Below are 15,957 nucleotides of genomic sequence, written 5' to 3' on the forward strand. Positions count from 1 at the left end.
GCCCGCGCAGCCCGTCAGCCGATGAGCTGCTTGTAGTAGTAGGTGGTGTCGGCGAGCACGCCGTCCGGGGTGGCGGCGTGGCCGGGGACGGTGCCGAACGCGGTCCAGCCGGCGGAGCGGTAGAGGTGTTCGGCGGCGCTGCCGGTCTGGGTGTCGAGCAGCAGCAGGGTGGCACCGGTGTCCCGGGCGGCCTGCTCGGCGGTGGCCAGCAGCCGCCGTCCCAGGCCCGCGCCGCGGGCGTCGCGGTGCACCAGCAGCTTGGCGACCTCGGCGCGGTGCCGGCCGTTCGACCGGGTCTCGCGGACCAGGGACACGGTGCCCAGCAGCCGCCCGTCGGGGGCGGACGCCGTCCACAGCAGCCGGCTGCCGTCGGCGACGGCCGGGTGCAGGGTCCGCCACCAGGCCGCCGCCTCGTCGCGGCCGGTGCCGGCCAGGAAGCCGACCGAGGCGCCGTCGGCCACGGCGTCCAGCAGCAGATCGGCGAGGGCCTCGCAGCGGGCGGGGAGACCATCGGCGGTCAGAAGACTGATCACGGCGGCCACCCTACGGTGCGGCGGCACCCGGCGGTCCGGGCGGATGTCAGGAATGGTTACCGTGGTGGGGTGTACCGGTTCCTGTTCAGCCCGCGGTGGCTTCTCGGCACGGTCGTCGCGGTGGCGGCGATCGGGGTCTGCCTGATGCTCGGTTCCTGGCAGCTCGGCCGGTTCGAGAGCCGGGTGTCGACGCACCAGGAGATCAACAAGGCGGTCTCCGCCGAGTCCCGGGCCCGGCCGTTGACCGAGCTGCTGCCGGACGCCGCGGCCAAGGTCGGCACCGACACCCTGGGTCGGACGGTGAGCGTCACCGGCTCGTACGACGCCGCGCACCAGCTGCTGGTGCCGAACCGCACGGTGGACGGCCGCTCCGGCTACTACGTGCTCACCCCGCTGCTCACAGACGGCGGCCCGGCCGTGCCCGTGGTGCGCGGCTGGGTGGCGGGCGACCCGGGCACGGCACCGGAGGCGCCGTCCGGGCAGGTCAGCGTGACCGGCCGGCTGCAGGCCCCGGAGAACAGCGGCAGCGGCGGCGCGGTGGCGGGCGGTCTGCCGGCCGGGCAGCTGGGCACGATCGGCCCGGCGACGCTGGTGAACGTGCTGCCGTACCCGGTGTACGACGGCTGGGTGGCGGCCGACGACGTCCCGGCGGGGCTGACGTCGGTGCCGACGGTGCAGCCGCAGGGCGGCGACGGGCTGAGCCTGCGGGCGTTCCAGAACCTGGGTTACACGTTGGAGTGGTTCGTCTTCGCCGGGTTCGTGGTCTTCATGTGGTTCCGGCTGGTGCGCCGCGAGGCCGAGGCCGCCCAGGACCGGGCCTTCGGACTGGACCCGGCCCTGGACTGACCTCCGCCCACCGGGACACCCCGCCGACCCGCACCCGTCAGCGCGTCCCGGACCTGGACGCGGACGGCGAAGGGGACGGGAGGGCGGACGGCGACGCCGTGGGCGCCGGCAGGGCCGGCCGCGAGGTGCAGGGCACCGGCGGAGCGGCGGAGCTCGGCGCGACCCCGCCCGGCGACGCCGAGGGCGAACCGGTGACGGGGGTCGCGGCGGGCAGCGCGTTCGGGGTGGCGCAGTCGCCGCCGAAGTCGCCGAAGCCCGAGCCCGGGGCGGGCGACGGGTTGCCGCACTCGTCGATGTAGTCGTCGCTGCGGGTGGAGCCCGGCCGGTGGTGGTAGTGGTGGACGACCCGGGTGCCGCCGCCGCCCGTGTGGGGCGAGGTGCCGGACCCCTTCCTGCTCCCGGAGCCCCCGCTGCCGCTCGACCCCTTCGAGCCGCTGCTGCCGCCGGAGCCGCCGGAGCTGTGGCCGCCGCTCTTGCCCTTGGCGAGCACGATGCCGGTGTCCGCCTTCACGGGCGCGGCGGCCTCCACGCAGTCGCCCTTCCTGTTCGACGAGCAGCCGGCCGCGGTCAGCACGATCGCGCCGACCGCGGCGACGGCGAGCGCGGCGCGTCGTCCACCCACCGGTTGTTCCCCCCTACCGCCCGGGCACCGGTCAGCGGACGGTGCCGGGGGCCAGGTGTCGCCGGACGAAGTCGATCTCCAGGCGAAGTTGCTTGATCCGCTCGTCGACGACCAGCGAACCGTGCCCGGCATCGTAGCGGTACACCTCGTGGACCTTGCCGAGCTCCTCCAGCCGCTGGACGTAGTTGTCGATCTGCCGGATCGGGCAGCGCGGGTCGTTGACACCGGCGCTGATGTAGACCGGGGCCTTGACCTGCTCGACGTACGACAGCGGCGAGGAGGCGTGCCAGCGGTCGGGGACCTCCTCGGGGGTGCCGCCGAACAGCGTGCGGTCCAGCGACTTCAGCGCCTCCATCTCGTCCGCGTACGCGGTGAGGTAGTCGGCGACCGGGACGGCGGCCAGGCCGAGCGTCCACAGGTCGGGCTGGGTGCCGATGCCGAGCAGGGTCAGGTAGCCGCCCCAGGAGCCGCCGGACAGCACCACGCGGTCCGGGTCGGCGAGGCCGGAGGAGACCGCCCAGTCGCGGACGGCGGCGATGTCCTCCAGCTCGATCAGGCCGACGCGTTCGGTGAGCGCGTCGGTCCAGGCCTGGCCGTAGCCGGTGGAGCCGCGGTAGTTGACCCGGACCACCGCGAAACCGTGGTCGAGCCAGGCGGCGGGGCCGGCCGCGAAGGAGTCGCTGTCGTGGTGGGTGGGGCCGCCGTGCACCTCGAACACCGTCGGGTACGGGCCCTCGCCGGTGGGCCGCTGCACCAGGGCGTGCACCCGGCCGCCGGGGCCGTCCACCCAGATGTCCTCGACCGGCACCGAGCCGGGCGGCACGGGGCCGGGCGCGCGCAGCACCACGGTGCCGGCGGTGGAGCGCACCGCGGACGGCTCGGCGGCCGAGGACCACAGGAACTCGACCGTGCCGTCGGGGCGGGCGGTGGCCCCGGCGACGGTGCCGCGCGGGGTGTCCAGCCGGGTCAGCTCGCCGGTCTCCAGCCGGTAGGAGAACAGCTCGGAGCGGGCCTCGTACTCGTGCTCGATCAGCAGCGAGCGGGCGTCGGGCCGCCACTGCGCGGACAGGTCGCCGGGGAACGGGCGGCCCTGCTCGTCGCGGAGGGTCAGTTCGGTCTCGGTGCCGGTGGCGACGTCCCACAGCATCGGCTCCCAGCGGCCGGAGCGCTGGTGGGCGACCAGCAGCCGGGTGTCGCCGGCGGCCGGCGCGAAGCCGAGGCAGGCCACGCCGCGCGGCTCGGCGCGGTCGGTGACCTCGTCGAGTTCGGCGACGGTGACGCCGTCGGACAGCCGCAGCACCCGGATCGCGGAGTGCATGGCGTCGCCGTGCTCGGTGTGGTCGACGGCCAGCAGGGTGCTGTCGTGGGACAGGTCGCCGATGCCGCCGTACTCGGCGTGGTGGTAGACCACCTCGGTCCCGGTGGCGCCGGGGCGGCGCAGGTACAGGGTGGTGCCCTCGTCGTCGGTGGAGGTGCCGACCACCACGGTGCCGTCGCGTCCGAGCGCCAGGCCGGCCTCGTAGGCGGCGGGGACGCCGGGCACGGCCTCCTCGTCGGGGCCGCCGGCGAACGGCTGGCGGCGCCAGACGCCGAACTCGTCGCCGTCGGTGTCGTCGAACCACCAGATCCACTGGCCGTCGGGGCTGAGCTCGGCGTCCGTGGTGCCGTGGGGGCGGTCGGTGACCCGGCGGTGCTCGTCGGTGGCGCGGTCCCACGCGTACACCTCGTAGGTGCCGGTCGCGTTGGACACGTACAGCGCCCGCTCCGGCGCCTCGTCCGCCCAGTCGGGCAGCGAGACCCGCGCTGCCCGGAACCGCTGCTCCCACGCCGGAACGACGTTCGTCTGCTCGTTCATACCCTCATCCAACCCGATTCCGGGCGGTGAGCGGAACGGTCCCGACGAACGGTGGGACACGGAACGGCTGCGGTGCGGCATCGGACGGGCGATCAAAGGAAGAGGTACAAATACGACATAACGACCGGAGGAGTTGTGCCATGCCCGTGTCCGCGCCGCCGCCGCTCGACCAGCTCGACCGCCTCGACCTGCCCGTCCTCGCCCAGCACCTGGGCCTGGTCGAGGAGATCGAGCAGTACCTCGCCGGGCTCCCCGCCCCCGAGCGGCTGCCGCTGCTGCCGCTGCCCGCCCCGCCCCGGACGGAACCCGACTGCGACGCCCCGTTGTACGGCTCCGCCCACCGGCCCTGGAACTTCGGCTACCCGCTGCCCCGCCGCACCCTGCTGGACCGGATGGCCCGCCGCCCCGCCCGCCCCGTGCCGATCACCGTCGCCGGGCACCTGCGGCTGACCTCCCGCTACCTCGCCGAGGCCGGCTGGATCCAGGGCGCGATGTGGGACGCGGCCGGCCGGGTCTGCCTGCTCGGCGCGCAGACCGCCGTCCTCGCGCACGGCTACGGCACCGCGTACACGGTGCGCCGGGCCCGCACCCAGGTCATGGAGGTGCTGCACGCCACCGGCCGCCCGACCGCCTCGCCCGACCTGTGGAACGACCGCCCCGGCCGCCGGCAGGCCGAGGTGCACGCCCTGCTGCTGCGCGCCGAGGCCCGCGCCGAGTCGCTCGGCATCTGAGACCGCGGACCCGGACGCCGTCCGGTCCGCGGTCTCAGATCCGGACGGCGTCCGCCAGCAGCGCGAGCCGCTCCGCGGTGGGCGAGCCGGGCTCCGCGGTGTAGACGACCAGTTGCAGCCCGGGCTCGCCGGGCGGGGCGAGCGTCTCGTAGCCGATGTCCAGCTCGCCGACCCGCGGGTGCAGCAGCAGCTTGCGGCCGCTGGTCTTCTCCAGGACGCCGTGCCGCGCCCACAGCTCGGCGAACAGCGGCTCGGCGGCGAGGTCGGCGAGCAGCGCCTTCAGCTCCGGGTCGTCCGGGTGCCGGGCCGCGTCCAACCGCAGGAACGCCGCGGTCTCGGCGGCGACCCGCTCGAACTCGGGGTAGAGCCGGCGTCCGGCCGGCGACAGGAACGCGTGCCGGGCCACGTTGCACTGCCCGGGCGGCAGGTCGGAGAAGCCCATCACGGCATCGCCCAGCGCGTTCCAGGCCACCACGTCCAGGCAGCGGCCGAGCACGAACGCGGGCGCGTCCAGCGCGTCCAGCACCAGCCGCAGACCGCCCCGCAGCTGCCGCGGGCTGCGCCGGGACGCCTCGCGCGGCGGCCGGGCCAGGTCGTGCAGGTGCTGCCGCTCGGTGCGGTCCAGGCGCAGCACCCGGGCCACCGCGTCCAGCACCTCGGCCGAGACGCCGTCGCCGCGGCCCTGTTCGAGCCGCACGTAGTAGTCGACGCTCACCCCGGCGAGCTGCGCGACCTCCTCGCGCCGCAGCCCCGGCACCCGGCGCCGCCGCCCGAACTCCGGCAGGCCGACGTCGGACGGCTGGATCCGGCCCCGGCGCAGCCGCAGGAACTCCCCGAGTTCGCTCATGCCCTGACGATACGACGGGCGCACGGCCCCGAAGGTGGTTCTCGCAGACCCAGGAAGAGCGCAGCCCTGGGTACCCGGGCGGCGCGCGCCGAGACTCGTGGACGTCACCGCAGCAGACCGAACAGGAGCGTGATCCCCATGGCACACCCGACCCTCCACGGCCGGACCGCCGTCGTCACCGGCGCCGCCAGCGGCATCGGCGAGGCCGTCGCCCGGCAGCTCGTCGCGGACGGCGCCCGGGTGGCGCTGCTGGCCCGCCGCAAGGACCGCCTGGAGCAGCTGGCCGCCGAACTCGGCCCGAACGCGCTGGCGGCGCCCGTCGACGTCACCGACCGGGCCTCGGTGGACTCCGCCCGGCAGCAGGTGCACGCCGCCTTCGGCCGGGTGGACCTGGTGGTGAACGCGGCCGGTGTGATGCTGCCCAACCCGGTGGACGACGGCCGGCTCGACGAGTGGACCCGCATGGTCGACACCAACCTGACGGGCGTGCTGCGGGTGGTCCGCGCGTTCGGCCCGGACCTGGTGGCCGCCGCAGCCGACGGCGCCACCGCCGACCTGCTGAACGTCTCCTCCATCGGCGCCCACGTGGTGTTCCCCAACTACGCGGTGTACGGCGCCACCAAGGCCGCCGTCACCCAGCTGTCGGCCGCCCTGCGCTCCGAGTACGGCCCGCGCGACGTGCGCGTCACCAACGTCGAACCCGGCCTGACCGACACCGAGTTGGGCAGCCACATCGACAACCCCGAGCTCGGCCCGGACGGCCAGCTCGGCGCCATGTTCGACGCGATCGGGGCGCTCTCCCCCGCCGATGTCGCCGACCTGGTCGGGTACGTCGTCGGCCGCCCGCGGCACATCAACCTGAGCCAGGTGGTGGTGCTGCCGACCCGCCAGGCCTGACGGCCGGTCAGGCGGTGGCGCCCGGCGACGGGATCTGAGCTGACTCCCGGTCAGGTGGTGGCGCTCGGCGACGGGGCCGGGCCGGCGGCCGGGACCGGTTCGGGGGCGGAGTGGTAGACGGTGCCGCCGCAGCCGGCCGGGAGGGCGATGGTGGCGGCGGGCCCGGTGGCCGGGTCGGGGGTGTAGCCGAGCGCGAAGGTGGCGGCCGCCGGGGGGCCGGCGGGGGTGGGCTCGGCGGTGGGGCTGGGGTCGGCCGCGGCGATCGCGGGGGCGCTGTCCGTCTGGGCGTCGATGCCGGGCAGGGCGCCGGCGCTGGCGGCGGGACCGGGCTGCGGGCCGGTCGGGGACGGCGAGGCGGTCGCGCAGAGGGTGGGCACCCAGGCGAACCGGACCAGGAAGGACGCGCCGGGGCCGAGCAGCAGCTCGTGGGGCAGCCCCGCCGGGTCGGGCAGGGCGCTCGCCGGGTCGCCGACGGTATGGGCGACCAGGCGGACACCGGTGGTGCCGGCGCCGAGGTCGAGGGCGCCCGGATCGGTGACCCGGCAGGGGCGGCCGGCCGTGTTGGTGAGTCGGAACCAGCCGTAGATCCGGCCGTCGGCCTGGGCGGCGTCGGCCTGCTGGGCGCCGGCCCGGCCGAGGTCGGCGCGGGTGCACGACGGCACGTCGGCGGGCGACGCGCCCGAGCTGCCGTCGGCGCTCGGGTCGGGCGAGGCCTCGGGGTCGACGCCGTCCCGCCCGGAGACGGTCGCGGTGGCGGCGCTGTGCGGAAGGCCGGGGGCGGCCGCGGAGTTGCCCGGGCCAGAGGTGTCGCCGGGCGCGGCCTGGCCGCCGGTGGGGTCGCCGGACAGGTTGAACGGCTGGGCGGCGTGCACCACGGGCAGCACCGCGACCGCGCCGGCCAGCACCACGGCGCCGCCCAGGGCGCGCCGCCGGGCGGCCCGGCGGCGGGGCACCGCGGCGCGCAGCCGGGGCAGCGCGCCGGGTTCGGGCTGGACAGTGGCGACGGCGTGGCGCAGCAGGTCGCGAAGCTGGTCCTCGGTCAGTTCGCCGGGCGGGTCCGGTCGGTGCTGGTCAGTCATCGCCGCTCTCCAGCCGCACCCGCAGGGCGGCCAGTCCGCGCGACCCGTAGGCCTTGACCGAGCCGATGGAAATGCCGAGCACCTCCGCGACCTGCGCCTCCGTCAGGTCGGCGTAGTAGCGCAGCACCAGCACCTCCCGCTGACGGCGTTGCAACCCCCGTAGCGCGGCCTTCAGTGCATCGCGCTCCAGCGCATCGTATGCCCCCTCTTCTGCACTGGCCATGTCAGGCATGGGCTTCGGCAGCAGGCGCAGGCCGAGCAGCCGACGGCGCAGGGTGGAACGGGACAGGTTGACCACGGTCTGCCGCAGGTAGGCCAGGGTCTTCTCGGGGTCACGGACCCGACGCCGGGCGGCGTGCACCCGGATGAACGCCTCCTGCACGACGTCCTCGCAGGAGGACAGGTCGTCCAGCAGCAGTGCGGCGAGCCGCAGCAGGGAACGGTAGTGGGCCCGGTAGGTGTCGGTGAGCTGGTCGACGCTGGCCCCGGTCGCGTCCGCTGCCGCCGCAGCAAAGCCCATCCGACTACCGGCCCGCCGGGCCGCCCCGGGGAGGGTGATCGCCACCGCCGCCCCTGTCACGTTCGTCACGCTGGTTGGACACCCGATCCCCTGTCCTGGTTGCCCCGCGCCGGGGGAGTTCTTCCGCGGAGAGGGAATCCCCCTCCGGAACACGTAGCTCCGAAGGGGGATTCTGGCAGACCCGGCGGACGGTCAGGGTCCGCTTCACCCGTCCCGCACACAACCTCTGCGCCGTGCGCGGACACCTGGGCGCCCTGCGGTCAGCGGCCGGTGCCGCCGTAGACGACCGCCTCGTCGCCGGAGCTGTCCAGCCCGAAGGCGGTGTGCACGGCGCGGACCGCCTCCGGCACGTCCTCGGCGCGGGTGACCACCGAGATCCGGATCTCCGAGGTGGAGATCAGCTCGATGTTCACGCCCGCCTCGGACAGCGCCTCGAAGAACGTCGCGGTGACGCCCGGGTTGGAGCGCATACCGGCGCCGACCAGCGAGATCTTGCCGATCGCGTCGTCGAAGCGCAGCGACTCGTAGCCGATGCCCTCCTTGACCCGGTTCAGCGCGTCGATGGCCTTCTGGCCCTCGTTGGTGGGCAGGGTGAACGAGATGTCGGTGAGGCCGGTGGACGCGGCGGAGACGTTCTGCACCACCATGTCGATGTTGACCTCGGCATCCGCGATGGCGCGGAAGATCCGGGCCGCCTCGCCCGGCTTGTCCGGCACGCCGACGACGGTGACCTTGGCCTCCGACGTGTCGTGGGCGACTCCGGAGATGATGGCCTGCTCCATCTCGCCCCCTTCGGGCTGGTTCGGGTTGGTGCCGCTGACGATAGTCCCCGGCAGACCGGAGAACGAGGAGCGTACGTGAATCGGAATGTTGTAGCGCCGGGCGTACTCCACACAGCGGTCGAGCAGCACCTTCGAGCCGGACGAGGCCAGCTCCAGCATGTCCTCGAAGGCGATCCAGTCGATCTTGCGGGCCTTCTTGACCACCCGCGGGTCGGCGGTGAACACGCCGTCCACGTCGGTGTAGATCTCGCACACCTCGGCGCCCAGCGCGGCCGCCAGCGCCACCGCGGTGGTGTCGGAGCCGCCGCGGCCCAGCGTGGTGATGTCCTTGGAGACCTGCGAGACGCCCTGGAAGCCGGCCACGATCGCGACGTTGCCCTCGTCCAGGGCGTTGCGGATCCGGCCCGGCGTCACGTCGATGATCCGCGCCTTGTTGTGCGTCGCGTCGGTGATCACGCCGGCCTGGCTGCCGGTGAACGACTGGGCGTCGAAGCCCAGCGTCTTGATCGCCATCGCCAGCAGCGCCATGGAGATGCGCTCTCCGGCGGTCAGCAGCATGTCGAACTCACGGCCGGACGGAATAGGCGTCACCTGTTCCGCGAGTTCGATGAGCTCGTCCGTGGTGTCACCCATCGCGGAGACCACGACGACGACCTCATGGCCGGCCTTCCGGGTGTCCACGATTCGGCGGGCGACGCGCTTGATGCCTTCGGCATCAGCGACGGATGAGCCGCCGTACTTCTGCACGACAAGGCCCACGGGGGCTCCTCGACTTGGGGTGGTAGGTCGCCTCAGTCTAACGAGCAGGGATGTTCCGGCCGACGACTTCCACATGGTGAGATACGAATATCGAACTCTGATCACCGTGGACCGTCAGGTCTGCGGGCCCCGACCGCCCGCCCCGAAGAATCGCCGCCGACGCACCGCCGGCGCGTCCGGAATCTTCGCCTCCGCCGCACGGGGTGACGGATGCGTCACACTCCCCCGCCGCACACCGGCTGTTCGCGGCTACAGCCCGAGCTCGGCAGCCATCAGGTCGCCGGCCTGCTGCTCCAGCTGCTCGTCCGTCAACCCGTCGTCGTCGGTGTCCGCCCCGTCCGGCACCGCGCCCAGCGGCGAGTCCAGCCGGACGTGCGCGATCAGCGACTGCAGCGCCCGCAGCACCGCCGTGCAGGTCGAACCCCAGTTGGACAGGTACGAGAACTGCCACCACCACAGCGCCTCCGACACCCGGCCCTCGCGGTAGTGCGTCAGGCCGTGACTCAGCTCGCTGACCACCCCCGCCAGGTCGTCCGAGATCCGGAACGCGCTCGGCTTCTCCGGCGGGCCGTACGGGTCGAACACCTCGTGGTAGACGTCGATCGGCGCCAGCAGCTCGGCGAGCCGCTCGCGCAGCTCCACCCCGTCCGGCTCCGGGCCGGCGTCCGGCTCGAAGCGGTCCTCCGGCAGCACGTCCTCGATGGCGCCCAGCCGACCGCCCGCCAGCAGCAGCTGCGACACCTCCAGCAGCAGTAGCGAGATCGCACTGCCCGGCTCGTCGCCCTTGGCAACCTCGGTGACGGCCAGCACGAAGCTCTCCACCGAGTCCGCGATCTGCACCGCGAAGTCGTCCGGGGCCTCGGTCCGGCCCAGCACGCGGGCCGGGTCCGACGGGTGGGTTCGGTCAGCGGTGTCGGTTCGGTCAGACATCGAGCAGTCGTCTCCCTTCGAACGCCCGGCCGAGGGTGACCTCGTCGGCGTACTCCAAGTCCCCGCCGACGGGCAGACCGCTCGCCAGCCGGGTGACCTTGAGGCCCATCGGCTTGCACAGCCGGGCCAGGTAGGTCGCGGTCGCCTCCCCCTCCAGATTGGGGTCGGTGGCCAGGATCAGCTCGGTGACCGTGCCGTCCGCGAGCCTCGTCATCAGCTCACGGATCCGCAGGTCGTCCGGACCGACCCCCTCGATCGGGCTGATCGCCCCGCCCAGCACGTGGTAGCGGCCGCGGAACTCGCGCGTCCGCTCGATCGCCACCACGTCCTTGGACTCCTCCACCACGCAGATCACCGCGAGGTCGCGACGCGGATCCAGGCAGACCCGGCACTGCTCGGACTCCGCGACGTTGCCGCAGACCACGCAGAACCGCACCTTCTCCTTCACCTGCTGCAGCGCGAACGCCAGCCGCCGCACGTCCACCGGATCGGCCTGCAGGATGTGGAAGGCGATCCGCTGGGCGCTCTTCGGACCGACTCCGGGCAGCCTGCCCAGCTCGTCGATCAGGTCCTGAACCACGCCCTCGTACACCGCCACGCCTTCCTTCGACCGGGGTTCGCACTCCGGTGCCATCATCCAACGAATCGGGCGCCGGACACACCGCCCGACGCCCTACTGGCTCATAAATCACATAACTCACTGCCAGCGAGCGTTCAGCCACCACAGCCGTGGTGCGGGTGCCGGCGGCGCTGGACGCGTCCGTGCTGTGTACATCCGTGCTGTGTACGTCCGTGCTGGGCGCGACCGTGCTGGGCGCGACCGTGCGGTGAACGGCTCAGAACGGGAGACCGGGGATGCCGCCGCCGCCCAGGCCCTGGGCCAGCGGGCCCATCCGCTCCGCCTGGAGCTTCTGCGCCGCCGCGTTGGCGTCCCGCACCGCGGCCAGCACCAGGTCCGCCAGGGTCTCGGTGTCGTCCGGGTCGACCGCGGCCGGGGAGATCTTCACCGACGTCAGCTCGCCGGCGCCCGTCACCGTCACCTCCACCAGACCGCCGCCCGCGGTCCCGCGGACCTCGGTCTCGGCGAGCTCCTTCTGAGCCCGGCCGAGCTCCTCCTGCATCTTCTGTGCCTGCTTCAGCAACTGCTGCATGTTCGGCTGGCCACCAGGGAACACGGCTCTACTCCATCCATCCATCGGCACTCACACGGCCGACGCGAAGCACCGAAAGCACCCGCGCCGGCACCTGCCCCCGAGCCTACGCGGCCGACCCGTCGGCCCCACGTCAGTTCCGAAAGCCCGCTGCGGTTCCGGCAGGCCCGCTGCCTGCGGCGTCTCAGCCCGGACGGTGGTGGATCTCCTCCAGGACCGTCGCCCCCAGCTCGCGGACGATCAGATCCTGCGCGGAGAACACGTCCTCGTTCAGGTCCGGGTCGTCCTCCTCCGGGACGTCGTCCTCGGGCGCGACCGCGGGCGGCGCCTGCACCGGCGGGGCGGACGGCGCGGGCGGCGCCGCAGCGGGCGGCGGCGGGGGCGCGACCGGCTGCGGGGCCGGTGCCGCCGGGGCGGCCGGGGCCTGCTGGACGGGCGGCGCGGACGGTTGCGGAGCCGGCGCGGACGGCTGCGGGGGCCGCGGCGGGGCGCCCCAGCCGCCACCGGCCGGTGCGGCCGGCGGCGCGTACGAGGCGGCGGCGGACTGGCCGGACGGCGAGGAAGTGCCGCCCGACGGGTCGACGATGCACTCCACCCGCCAGTCCACGCCCAGCGCGTCCGTCAGCGCCTGCCGCAGCACCTCGTCGCTGTGGCTGCCGACGAAGCTGTCCCGGGCGCCCGCGTTCACGAACGACACCTGCAGGGTGCTGCCGTCGAAGCCCGCCACCTGGCCGTTCTGGCTGAGCAGGATCCAGGTGAACCGGCGGCGGTTCTTCACCGCCTCCAGGATCTGCGGCCACATCTGCCGGATCTGCGCGGCGCCCTGCTGCGCGGCTGCGGAGGGCGCGGCGGTGGCAGCCGGTTGCGCCGGTGCCGGCGCCGGGGCCTGCGGCTGTGCCGGCGGGGTCTGCTGGACCTGCTGGGCCTGCTGGACGACCGGCTGCGGGGCCGGGGCGGCCGGCGGCGGGGTCTGGTCCGCCGGGGGGAAGCTGCGCGGGATCGGCCAGGCGCCCGGGGCCGGGCCCGCCGGAGCGGCCGGGGCGGGAGCGGGCGGGGCGGCCGGGGCGGGCGCCTGCTGGACGACGGGGGCCGGGGCCTGCTGGACGACCGGCTGCGGCTGCACGGGCGGTGCCTCCACCGGTGCGGGCTGGAACGCCATCGGCGCGGCGAACCCGCCGGTGGCGGCCCGGCGCTCCAGCTTGTCCAGCCGGGCCTGCGTCGACAGCTCGTCGCCGTACGCGCCGGGCAGCATCACCCGGGCGCAGATCAGCTCCAGCTGCAGCCGGGGGGCGGCGTTGCCGCGCATCTCGGTCAAGCCGGTGTTGACCAGGTCCGCGGCGCGACTCAGTTCGGCCCGGCCGAAGCGGTCGGCCTGCGCCTGCATCACCGCGACCCGGTCGGCCGGGGCGTCGATCAGCCCCTTCTCCCCCGCGTCCGGCACGGTGGCCAGGATCACCAGGTCGCGCAGCCGCTCCAGCAGGTCCGTGACGAAGCGCCGCGGGTCGTGCCCGCCCTCGACCACCCGGTCGACCACCTGGAACACCGTCGCGCCGTCCTGCGCCGCGAACGCGTCCACCACTTCGTCCAGCAGCGAGGAGTCGGTGTACCCCAGCAGCGCGGTGGCCATCTGGTACGTCACACCGGCCTCGCCGGCACCCGCCAGCAGCTGGTCCATCACCGACATCGAGTCACGCACCGACCCGGCGCCGGCCCGCACCACCAGCGGGAACACCGAGTCCTCGACCTGGATGCCCTCGCGCCCGCACACCTGCGCCAGGTAGTCGCGCAGCGTGCCGGGGGGCACCAGCCGGAACGGGTAGTGGTGGGTACGGGACCGGATCGTCCCGATCACCTTCTCCGGCTCGGTGGTGGCGAAGATGAACTTCAGGTGCTCCGGCGGCTCCTCCACCACCTTCAGCAGCGCGTTGAAGCCGGCCGAGGTCACCATGTGCGCCTCGTCCAGGATGAAGATCTTGTAGCGGCTGTGCACCGGCGCGAAGAACGCCCGTTCCCGCAGCTCACGCGCGTCGTCTACACCACCGTGCGACGCCGCGTCGATCTCGATCACATCGATCGAGCCCGGCCCGCCGGTCGCCAGGTCGCGGCACGACTGGCACTCCCCGCACGGCTCCGGCGTCGGGCCCTGCTCACAGTTCAGGCAGCGGGCCAGGATGCGGGCACTGGTCGTCTTTCCACATCCACGCGGCCCGCTGAACAGGTACGCGTGGTTGACCCGGTTGTTGCGCAGGGCCTGCTGGAGCGGGACGGTCACGTGCTCCTGCCCGATGACCTCCGCGAAGGTCTCGGGGCGGTAGCGGCGGTACAGGGCTAGGGACACGCCACCGACGATATCGGGACCAACCGACAAACGTGGCTCCCCACCGCCACGGTGCCCGAAAACACAAGGACCCCTCGCGCACCCGCCAGAGCCCTCCTACCCTTGCTGCCTTCCGGCCCTGGGGGGGTTCAGAGAGATAACGCCACACGAGGGGCTGCCCCAAGAGTAGCGGATCCCGACCCCTGCTCCCCCCACCCACCCCAATCTCCGATCCGCAGGCCACCCCCGCCACCCACCTGCGAGAGCGTGGTCGCAACCACCCCTCAACATGTACTAAGCTCTCCCACGGAGGATTCGCCTAGAGGCCTAGGGCGCACGCTTGGAAAGCGTGTTGGGGGCAACCCCTCACGAGTTCGAATCTCGTATCCTCCGCCTGATCGAAGGCCCGGACCGCAACTGCGGCCCGGGCCTTCGTCGTTCTCCGCCTCGGCCATCGGTCGTGTCGCGTCCGCTCCGCTCGCGCACTGGTCTCGTGTTCGGAAGTACAGGACAGAACCACCAGAAGATGCCGCGCCAGAAACTGGCCGACACGACCATGGAGTCGTTCGTCGCACAGGCCCGCCGCTGCGTGGGACGGTACCGGGGCAGGCAGGCCGTCCTCACCCACCTGGGAGAGATGTCCGGCGTCGAATTCGACCCGGCGGACCACGTCCTGCACTTCGTCAACGGTTACGACGAAGACCTCATCTTCTGGAGAAGCCCAGGCGACGGACTCGCCACCCTGCTGCACAGTGCACTCGGCTGGGAACCGCATCTCGTCAGCCTGGCGTCCCTGATGCGCTCCGAGACGCCGCCTCCGGACTTCGTGGCAGACGACGAGACCGCAGCTCGCATATGGAACGACCACGACCTGTCGTCGGCCACATCGTCACCCGGTTCGAGGCCGAGCCGGATCTCCTCCAGCGCTCGATCTCGGCCATGCGCGGGGAAGGCGCCCTCGAGCCGGAATTCGTGGCGGAACTCGGGCCTCTTGAGGCCGATCCGCACATCGTCCGCCAGGTGACGAAGCTGAGCCGCCCGACCGTGGAAGACCTCGATCCGGAAGCATTCCGACTGGCGGTGCTCCACCTGATCCACCGCCTCTATATCGGCGGTCCATCGCTCCCCCTCGACGAGCAGGTTCGAATCATCTGGCGCATCCCGGACCCTGACAGCGCGGACGACGAGCACTACTGAATCCGGCGTCACCGCTGCACCGGCGGTTCGGCCCTCGTCGCACCCCTGGCCCGCTCGATAGATGTACGTTATTCTGTACGCCATGAAGACGATGAGTGCCACCGAGCTCCGCGGCAACCTTGCCGCCGCGCTGGACGCCGTCGAGAGCGACGCCGAAGAGCTCGTCATCACTCGCGCCGGCCACGAGCCGCTGGTCGTCGTCTCGCTGGCCGAGTACGCCTCGCTCCGCGAGACCGATTACCTCCTCCGGTCCCCGGCCAACGCCGAGCACCTTCGCCGCTCCCTGCAGGAGTACCGGGAAGGCCGTGCCGCGCCCCGCGAACTGATCGACCCCGAAGACCTCACCGAGCAGAGCGCGTGAAAGTCCAGTTCACCGAACGCGGCTGGGCCGACTACCTGTCCTGGCAGGCGGACGACCGACGGCTCCTCAAGCGCATCAACCTGCTGATCGACGACATCCGCCGCAACGGTAACGAGGGCATTGGCAAGCCCGAACCCCTGCGGCACGAGCTCGCCGGCGCCTGGTCCCGCAGAATCGACCAGGAACACCGCCTGGTCTACGTCCTGGACGAGCAGACCGACACCTTGTGCGTCATCGCGTGCCGCTACCACTACGGCAAGTAGAACGTGAGGTGCCGTGGTCTCATTTCTGGTCTCGTTCACCCTGGTCCAACCGCCGGGTTCAAGCACCGTCCAGCGGTTCGCTCCACTGCAGTTCAGGACGGCTGTGGACCCTGGTAGACGACACCGAGGAGAATTGGAAAGCGTGCTGGGGACAACCCCTCACGAGTTCGAATCTCGCATCCTCCGCCTGATCGAAGGCCCGGACCGCAACTGCGGTCCGGGCCTTCGTCGTTTTCCCGCCTCTGCTCCCCTCTCAATCGACCTCTT

General features: G+C 73.1%; 17 protein-coding genes, 1 tRNA gene and 1 other RNA gene. 7 read left to right on the forward strand and 12 right to left on the reverse strand.

Translation table 11 applies throughout. From position 1 onward, the window contains the following. Positions 1-14: 14 nt before the first annotated feature. Positions 15-533: a GNAT family N-acetyltransferase gene (locus ACIQF6_RS07630; RefSeq protein ID WP_400891322.1), complete on the reverse strand. Its 519-nt coding sequence runs from the start codon at positions 531-533 to the stop codon at positions 15-17. A 69-nt stretch (positions 534-602) separates the two neighbouring features. Here ACIQF6_RS07630 and ACIQF6_RS07635 point away from each other — a divergent pair, with 69 nt between their 5' ends. Continuing rightward, entirely contained in the window at positions 603-1,379 is a 777-nt protein-coding gene (locus ACIQF6_RS07635) for an SURF1 family protein (RefSeq protein WP_400891324.1), read from the forward strand. 37 nt (positions 1,380-1,416) lie between these two features. Here the strand turns inward: ACIQF6_RS07635 and ACIQF6_RS07640 are convergent, their stop codons facing one another. Together ACIQF6_RS07640 and ACIQF6_RS07645 are read right to left on the reverse strand one after the other, a co-directional pair. Further along, positions 1,417-2,001 (reverse strand): hypothetical protein, encoded by a 585-nt coding sequence (locus ACIQF6_RS07640; RefSeq protein WP_400891326.1) that lies wholly within the window; start codon positions 1,999-2,001, stop codon positions 1,417-1,419. 31 nt (positions 2,002-2,032) lie between these two features. Then, positions 2,033-3,856, reverse strand: a complete 1,824-nt coding sequence (locus ACIQF6_RS07645) for a prolyl oligopeptidase family serine peptidase (RefSeq protein ID WP_400891328.1) — start codon at positions 3,854-3,856, stop codon at positions 2,033-2,035. A gap of 140 nt (positions 3,857-3,996) precedes the next feature. Between ACIQF6_RS07645 and ACIQF6_RS07650 the strand changes: the two genes are divergently transcribed. Beyond that, a complete protein-coding gene (locus ACIQF6_RS07650) occupies positions 3,997-4,587 on the forward strand; it encodes a hypothetical protein (RefSeq protein ID WP_400891331.1) in 591 nt (196 codons plus the stop codon). A 34-nt stretch (positions 4,588-4,621) separates the two neighbouring features. Here ACIQF6_RS07650 and ACIQF6_RS07655 read toward each other — a convergent pair whose 3' ends face one another. Further along, positions 4,622-5,434: a helix-turn-helix transcriptional regulator gene (locus tag ACIQF6_RS07655; RefSeq protein WP_400891333.1), complete on the reverse strand. Its 813-nt coding sequence runs from the start codon at positions 5,432-5,434 to the stop codon at positions 4,622-4,624. 138 nt (positions 5,435-5,572) lie between these two features. Between ACIQF6_RS07655 and ACIQF6_RS07660 the strand changes: the two genes are divergently transcribed. Then, entirely contained in the window at positions 5,573-6,331 is a 759-nt protein-coding gene (locus ACIQF6_RS07660) for an SDR family oxidoreductase (RefSeq protein WP_400891335.1), read from the forward strand. Positions 6,332-6,381: 50 nt separating this feature from the next. Here the strand turns inward: ACIQF6_RS07660 and ACIQF6_RS07665 are convergent, their stop codons facing one another. The 8 genes from ACIQF6_RS07665 to ffs all read right to left on the reverse strand — a co-directional run bounded on the left by ACIQF6_RS07665 (position 6,382) and on the right by ffs (position 14,049). Continuing rightward, entirely contained in the window at positions 6,382-7,410 is a 1,029-nt protein-coding gene (locus tag ACIQF6_RS07665) for a hypothetical protein (protein WP_400891338.1), read from the reverse strand. Beyond that, on the reverse strand, positions 7,403-7,930 hold the full coding sequence (locus ACIQF6_RS07670) for a SigE family RNA polymerase sigma factor (protein ID WP_400891340.1): 528 nt from the start codon (positions 7,928-7,930) through the stop codon (positions 7,403-7,405). The genes ACIQF6_RS07665 and ACIQF6_RS07670 overlap by 8 nt, the downstream gene beginning before the upstream one ends. A gap of 260 nt (positions 7,931-8,190) precedes the next feature. Next, a complete protein-coding gene (locus ACIQF6_RS07675; protein ID WP_400891342.1) occupies positions 8,191-9,471 on the reverse strand; it encodes an aspartate kinase in 1,281 nt (426 codons plus the stop codon). A gap of 249 nt (positions 9,472-9,720) precedes the next feature. Next, entirely contained in the window at positions 9,721-10,401 is a 681-nt protein-coding gene (locus ACIQF6_RS07680; RefSeq protein WP_400891344.1) for a DUF5063 domain-containing protein, read from the reverse strand. After that, positions 10,394-10,993, reverse strand: coding sequence for a recombination mediator RecR (recR, locus tag ACIQF6_RS07685; protein WP_400892188.1), 600 nt, complete (start codon positions 10,991-10,993; stop codon positions 10,394-10,396). The genes ACIQF6_RS07680 and recR overlap by 8 nt, the downstream gene beginning before the upstream one ends. Before the next feature lie 244 nt (positions 10,994-11,237). Continuing rightward, the gene (locus ACIQF6_RS07690; protein ID WP_400892190.1) at positions 11,238-11,552 is read right to left on the reverse strand and encodes a YbaB/EbfC family nucleoid-associated protein; all 315 of its coding nucleotides are present in this window, start codon (positions 11,550-11,552) and stop codon (positions 11,238-11,240) included. Positions 11,553-11,736: 184 nt separating this feature from the next. Next, positions 11,737-13,890 carry a DNA polymerase III subunit gamma and tau gene (locus ACIQF6_RS07695; protein ID WP_400891347.1) on the reverse strand — a complete coding sequence of 718 codons (2,154 nt, stop codon included), beginning with the start codon at positions 13,888-13,890 and terminating at the stop codon, positions 11,737-11,739. Positions 13,891-13,952: 62 nt separating this feature from the next. Next, positions 13,953-14,049, reverse strand: an RNA gene (ffs, locus tag ACIQF6_RS07700) — signal recognition particle sRNA small type. A 128-nt stretch (positions 14,050-14,177) separates the two neighbouring features. Here ffs and ACIQF6_RS07705 point away from each other — a divergent pair. From ACIQF6_RS07705 to ACIQF6_RS07720, 4 genes are all read left to right on the forward strand, one after another. Further along, positions 14,178-14,262, forward strand: a tRNA-Ser gene (locus ACIQF6_RS07705). Between the two features lie 462 nt (positions 14,263-14,724). After that, entirely contained in the window at positions 14,725-15,066 is a 342-nt protein-coding gene (locus ACIQF6_RS07710; protein WP_400891349.1) for a hypothetical protein, read from the forward strand. 82 nt (positions 15,067-15,148) lie between these two features. Then, positions 15,149-15,427, forward strand: a complete 279-nt coding sequence (locus tag ACIQF6_RS07715; RefSeq protein WP_400891351.1) for a type II toxin-antitoxin system Phd/YefM family antitoxin — start codon at positions 15,149-15,151, stop codon at positions 15,425-15,427. After that, complete coding sequence (locus tag ACIQF6_RS07720; protein WP_400891353.1) at positions 15,424-15,690, forward strand: Txe/YoeB family addiction module toxin; 267 nt, start codon at positions 15,424-15,426, stop codon at positions 15,688-15,690. Before ACIQF6_RS07715 ends, ACIQF6_RS07720 begins: the two co-directional genes overlap by 4 nt. The last annotated feature ends 267 nt before the right edge of the window (positions 15,691-15,957 follow it).

The organism is Kitasatospora sp. NPDC092948 (assembly GCF_044754805.1).
Taxonomy (GTDB): domain Bacteria; phylum Actinomycetota; class Actinomycetes; order Streptomycetales; family Streptomycetaceae; genus Kitasatospora.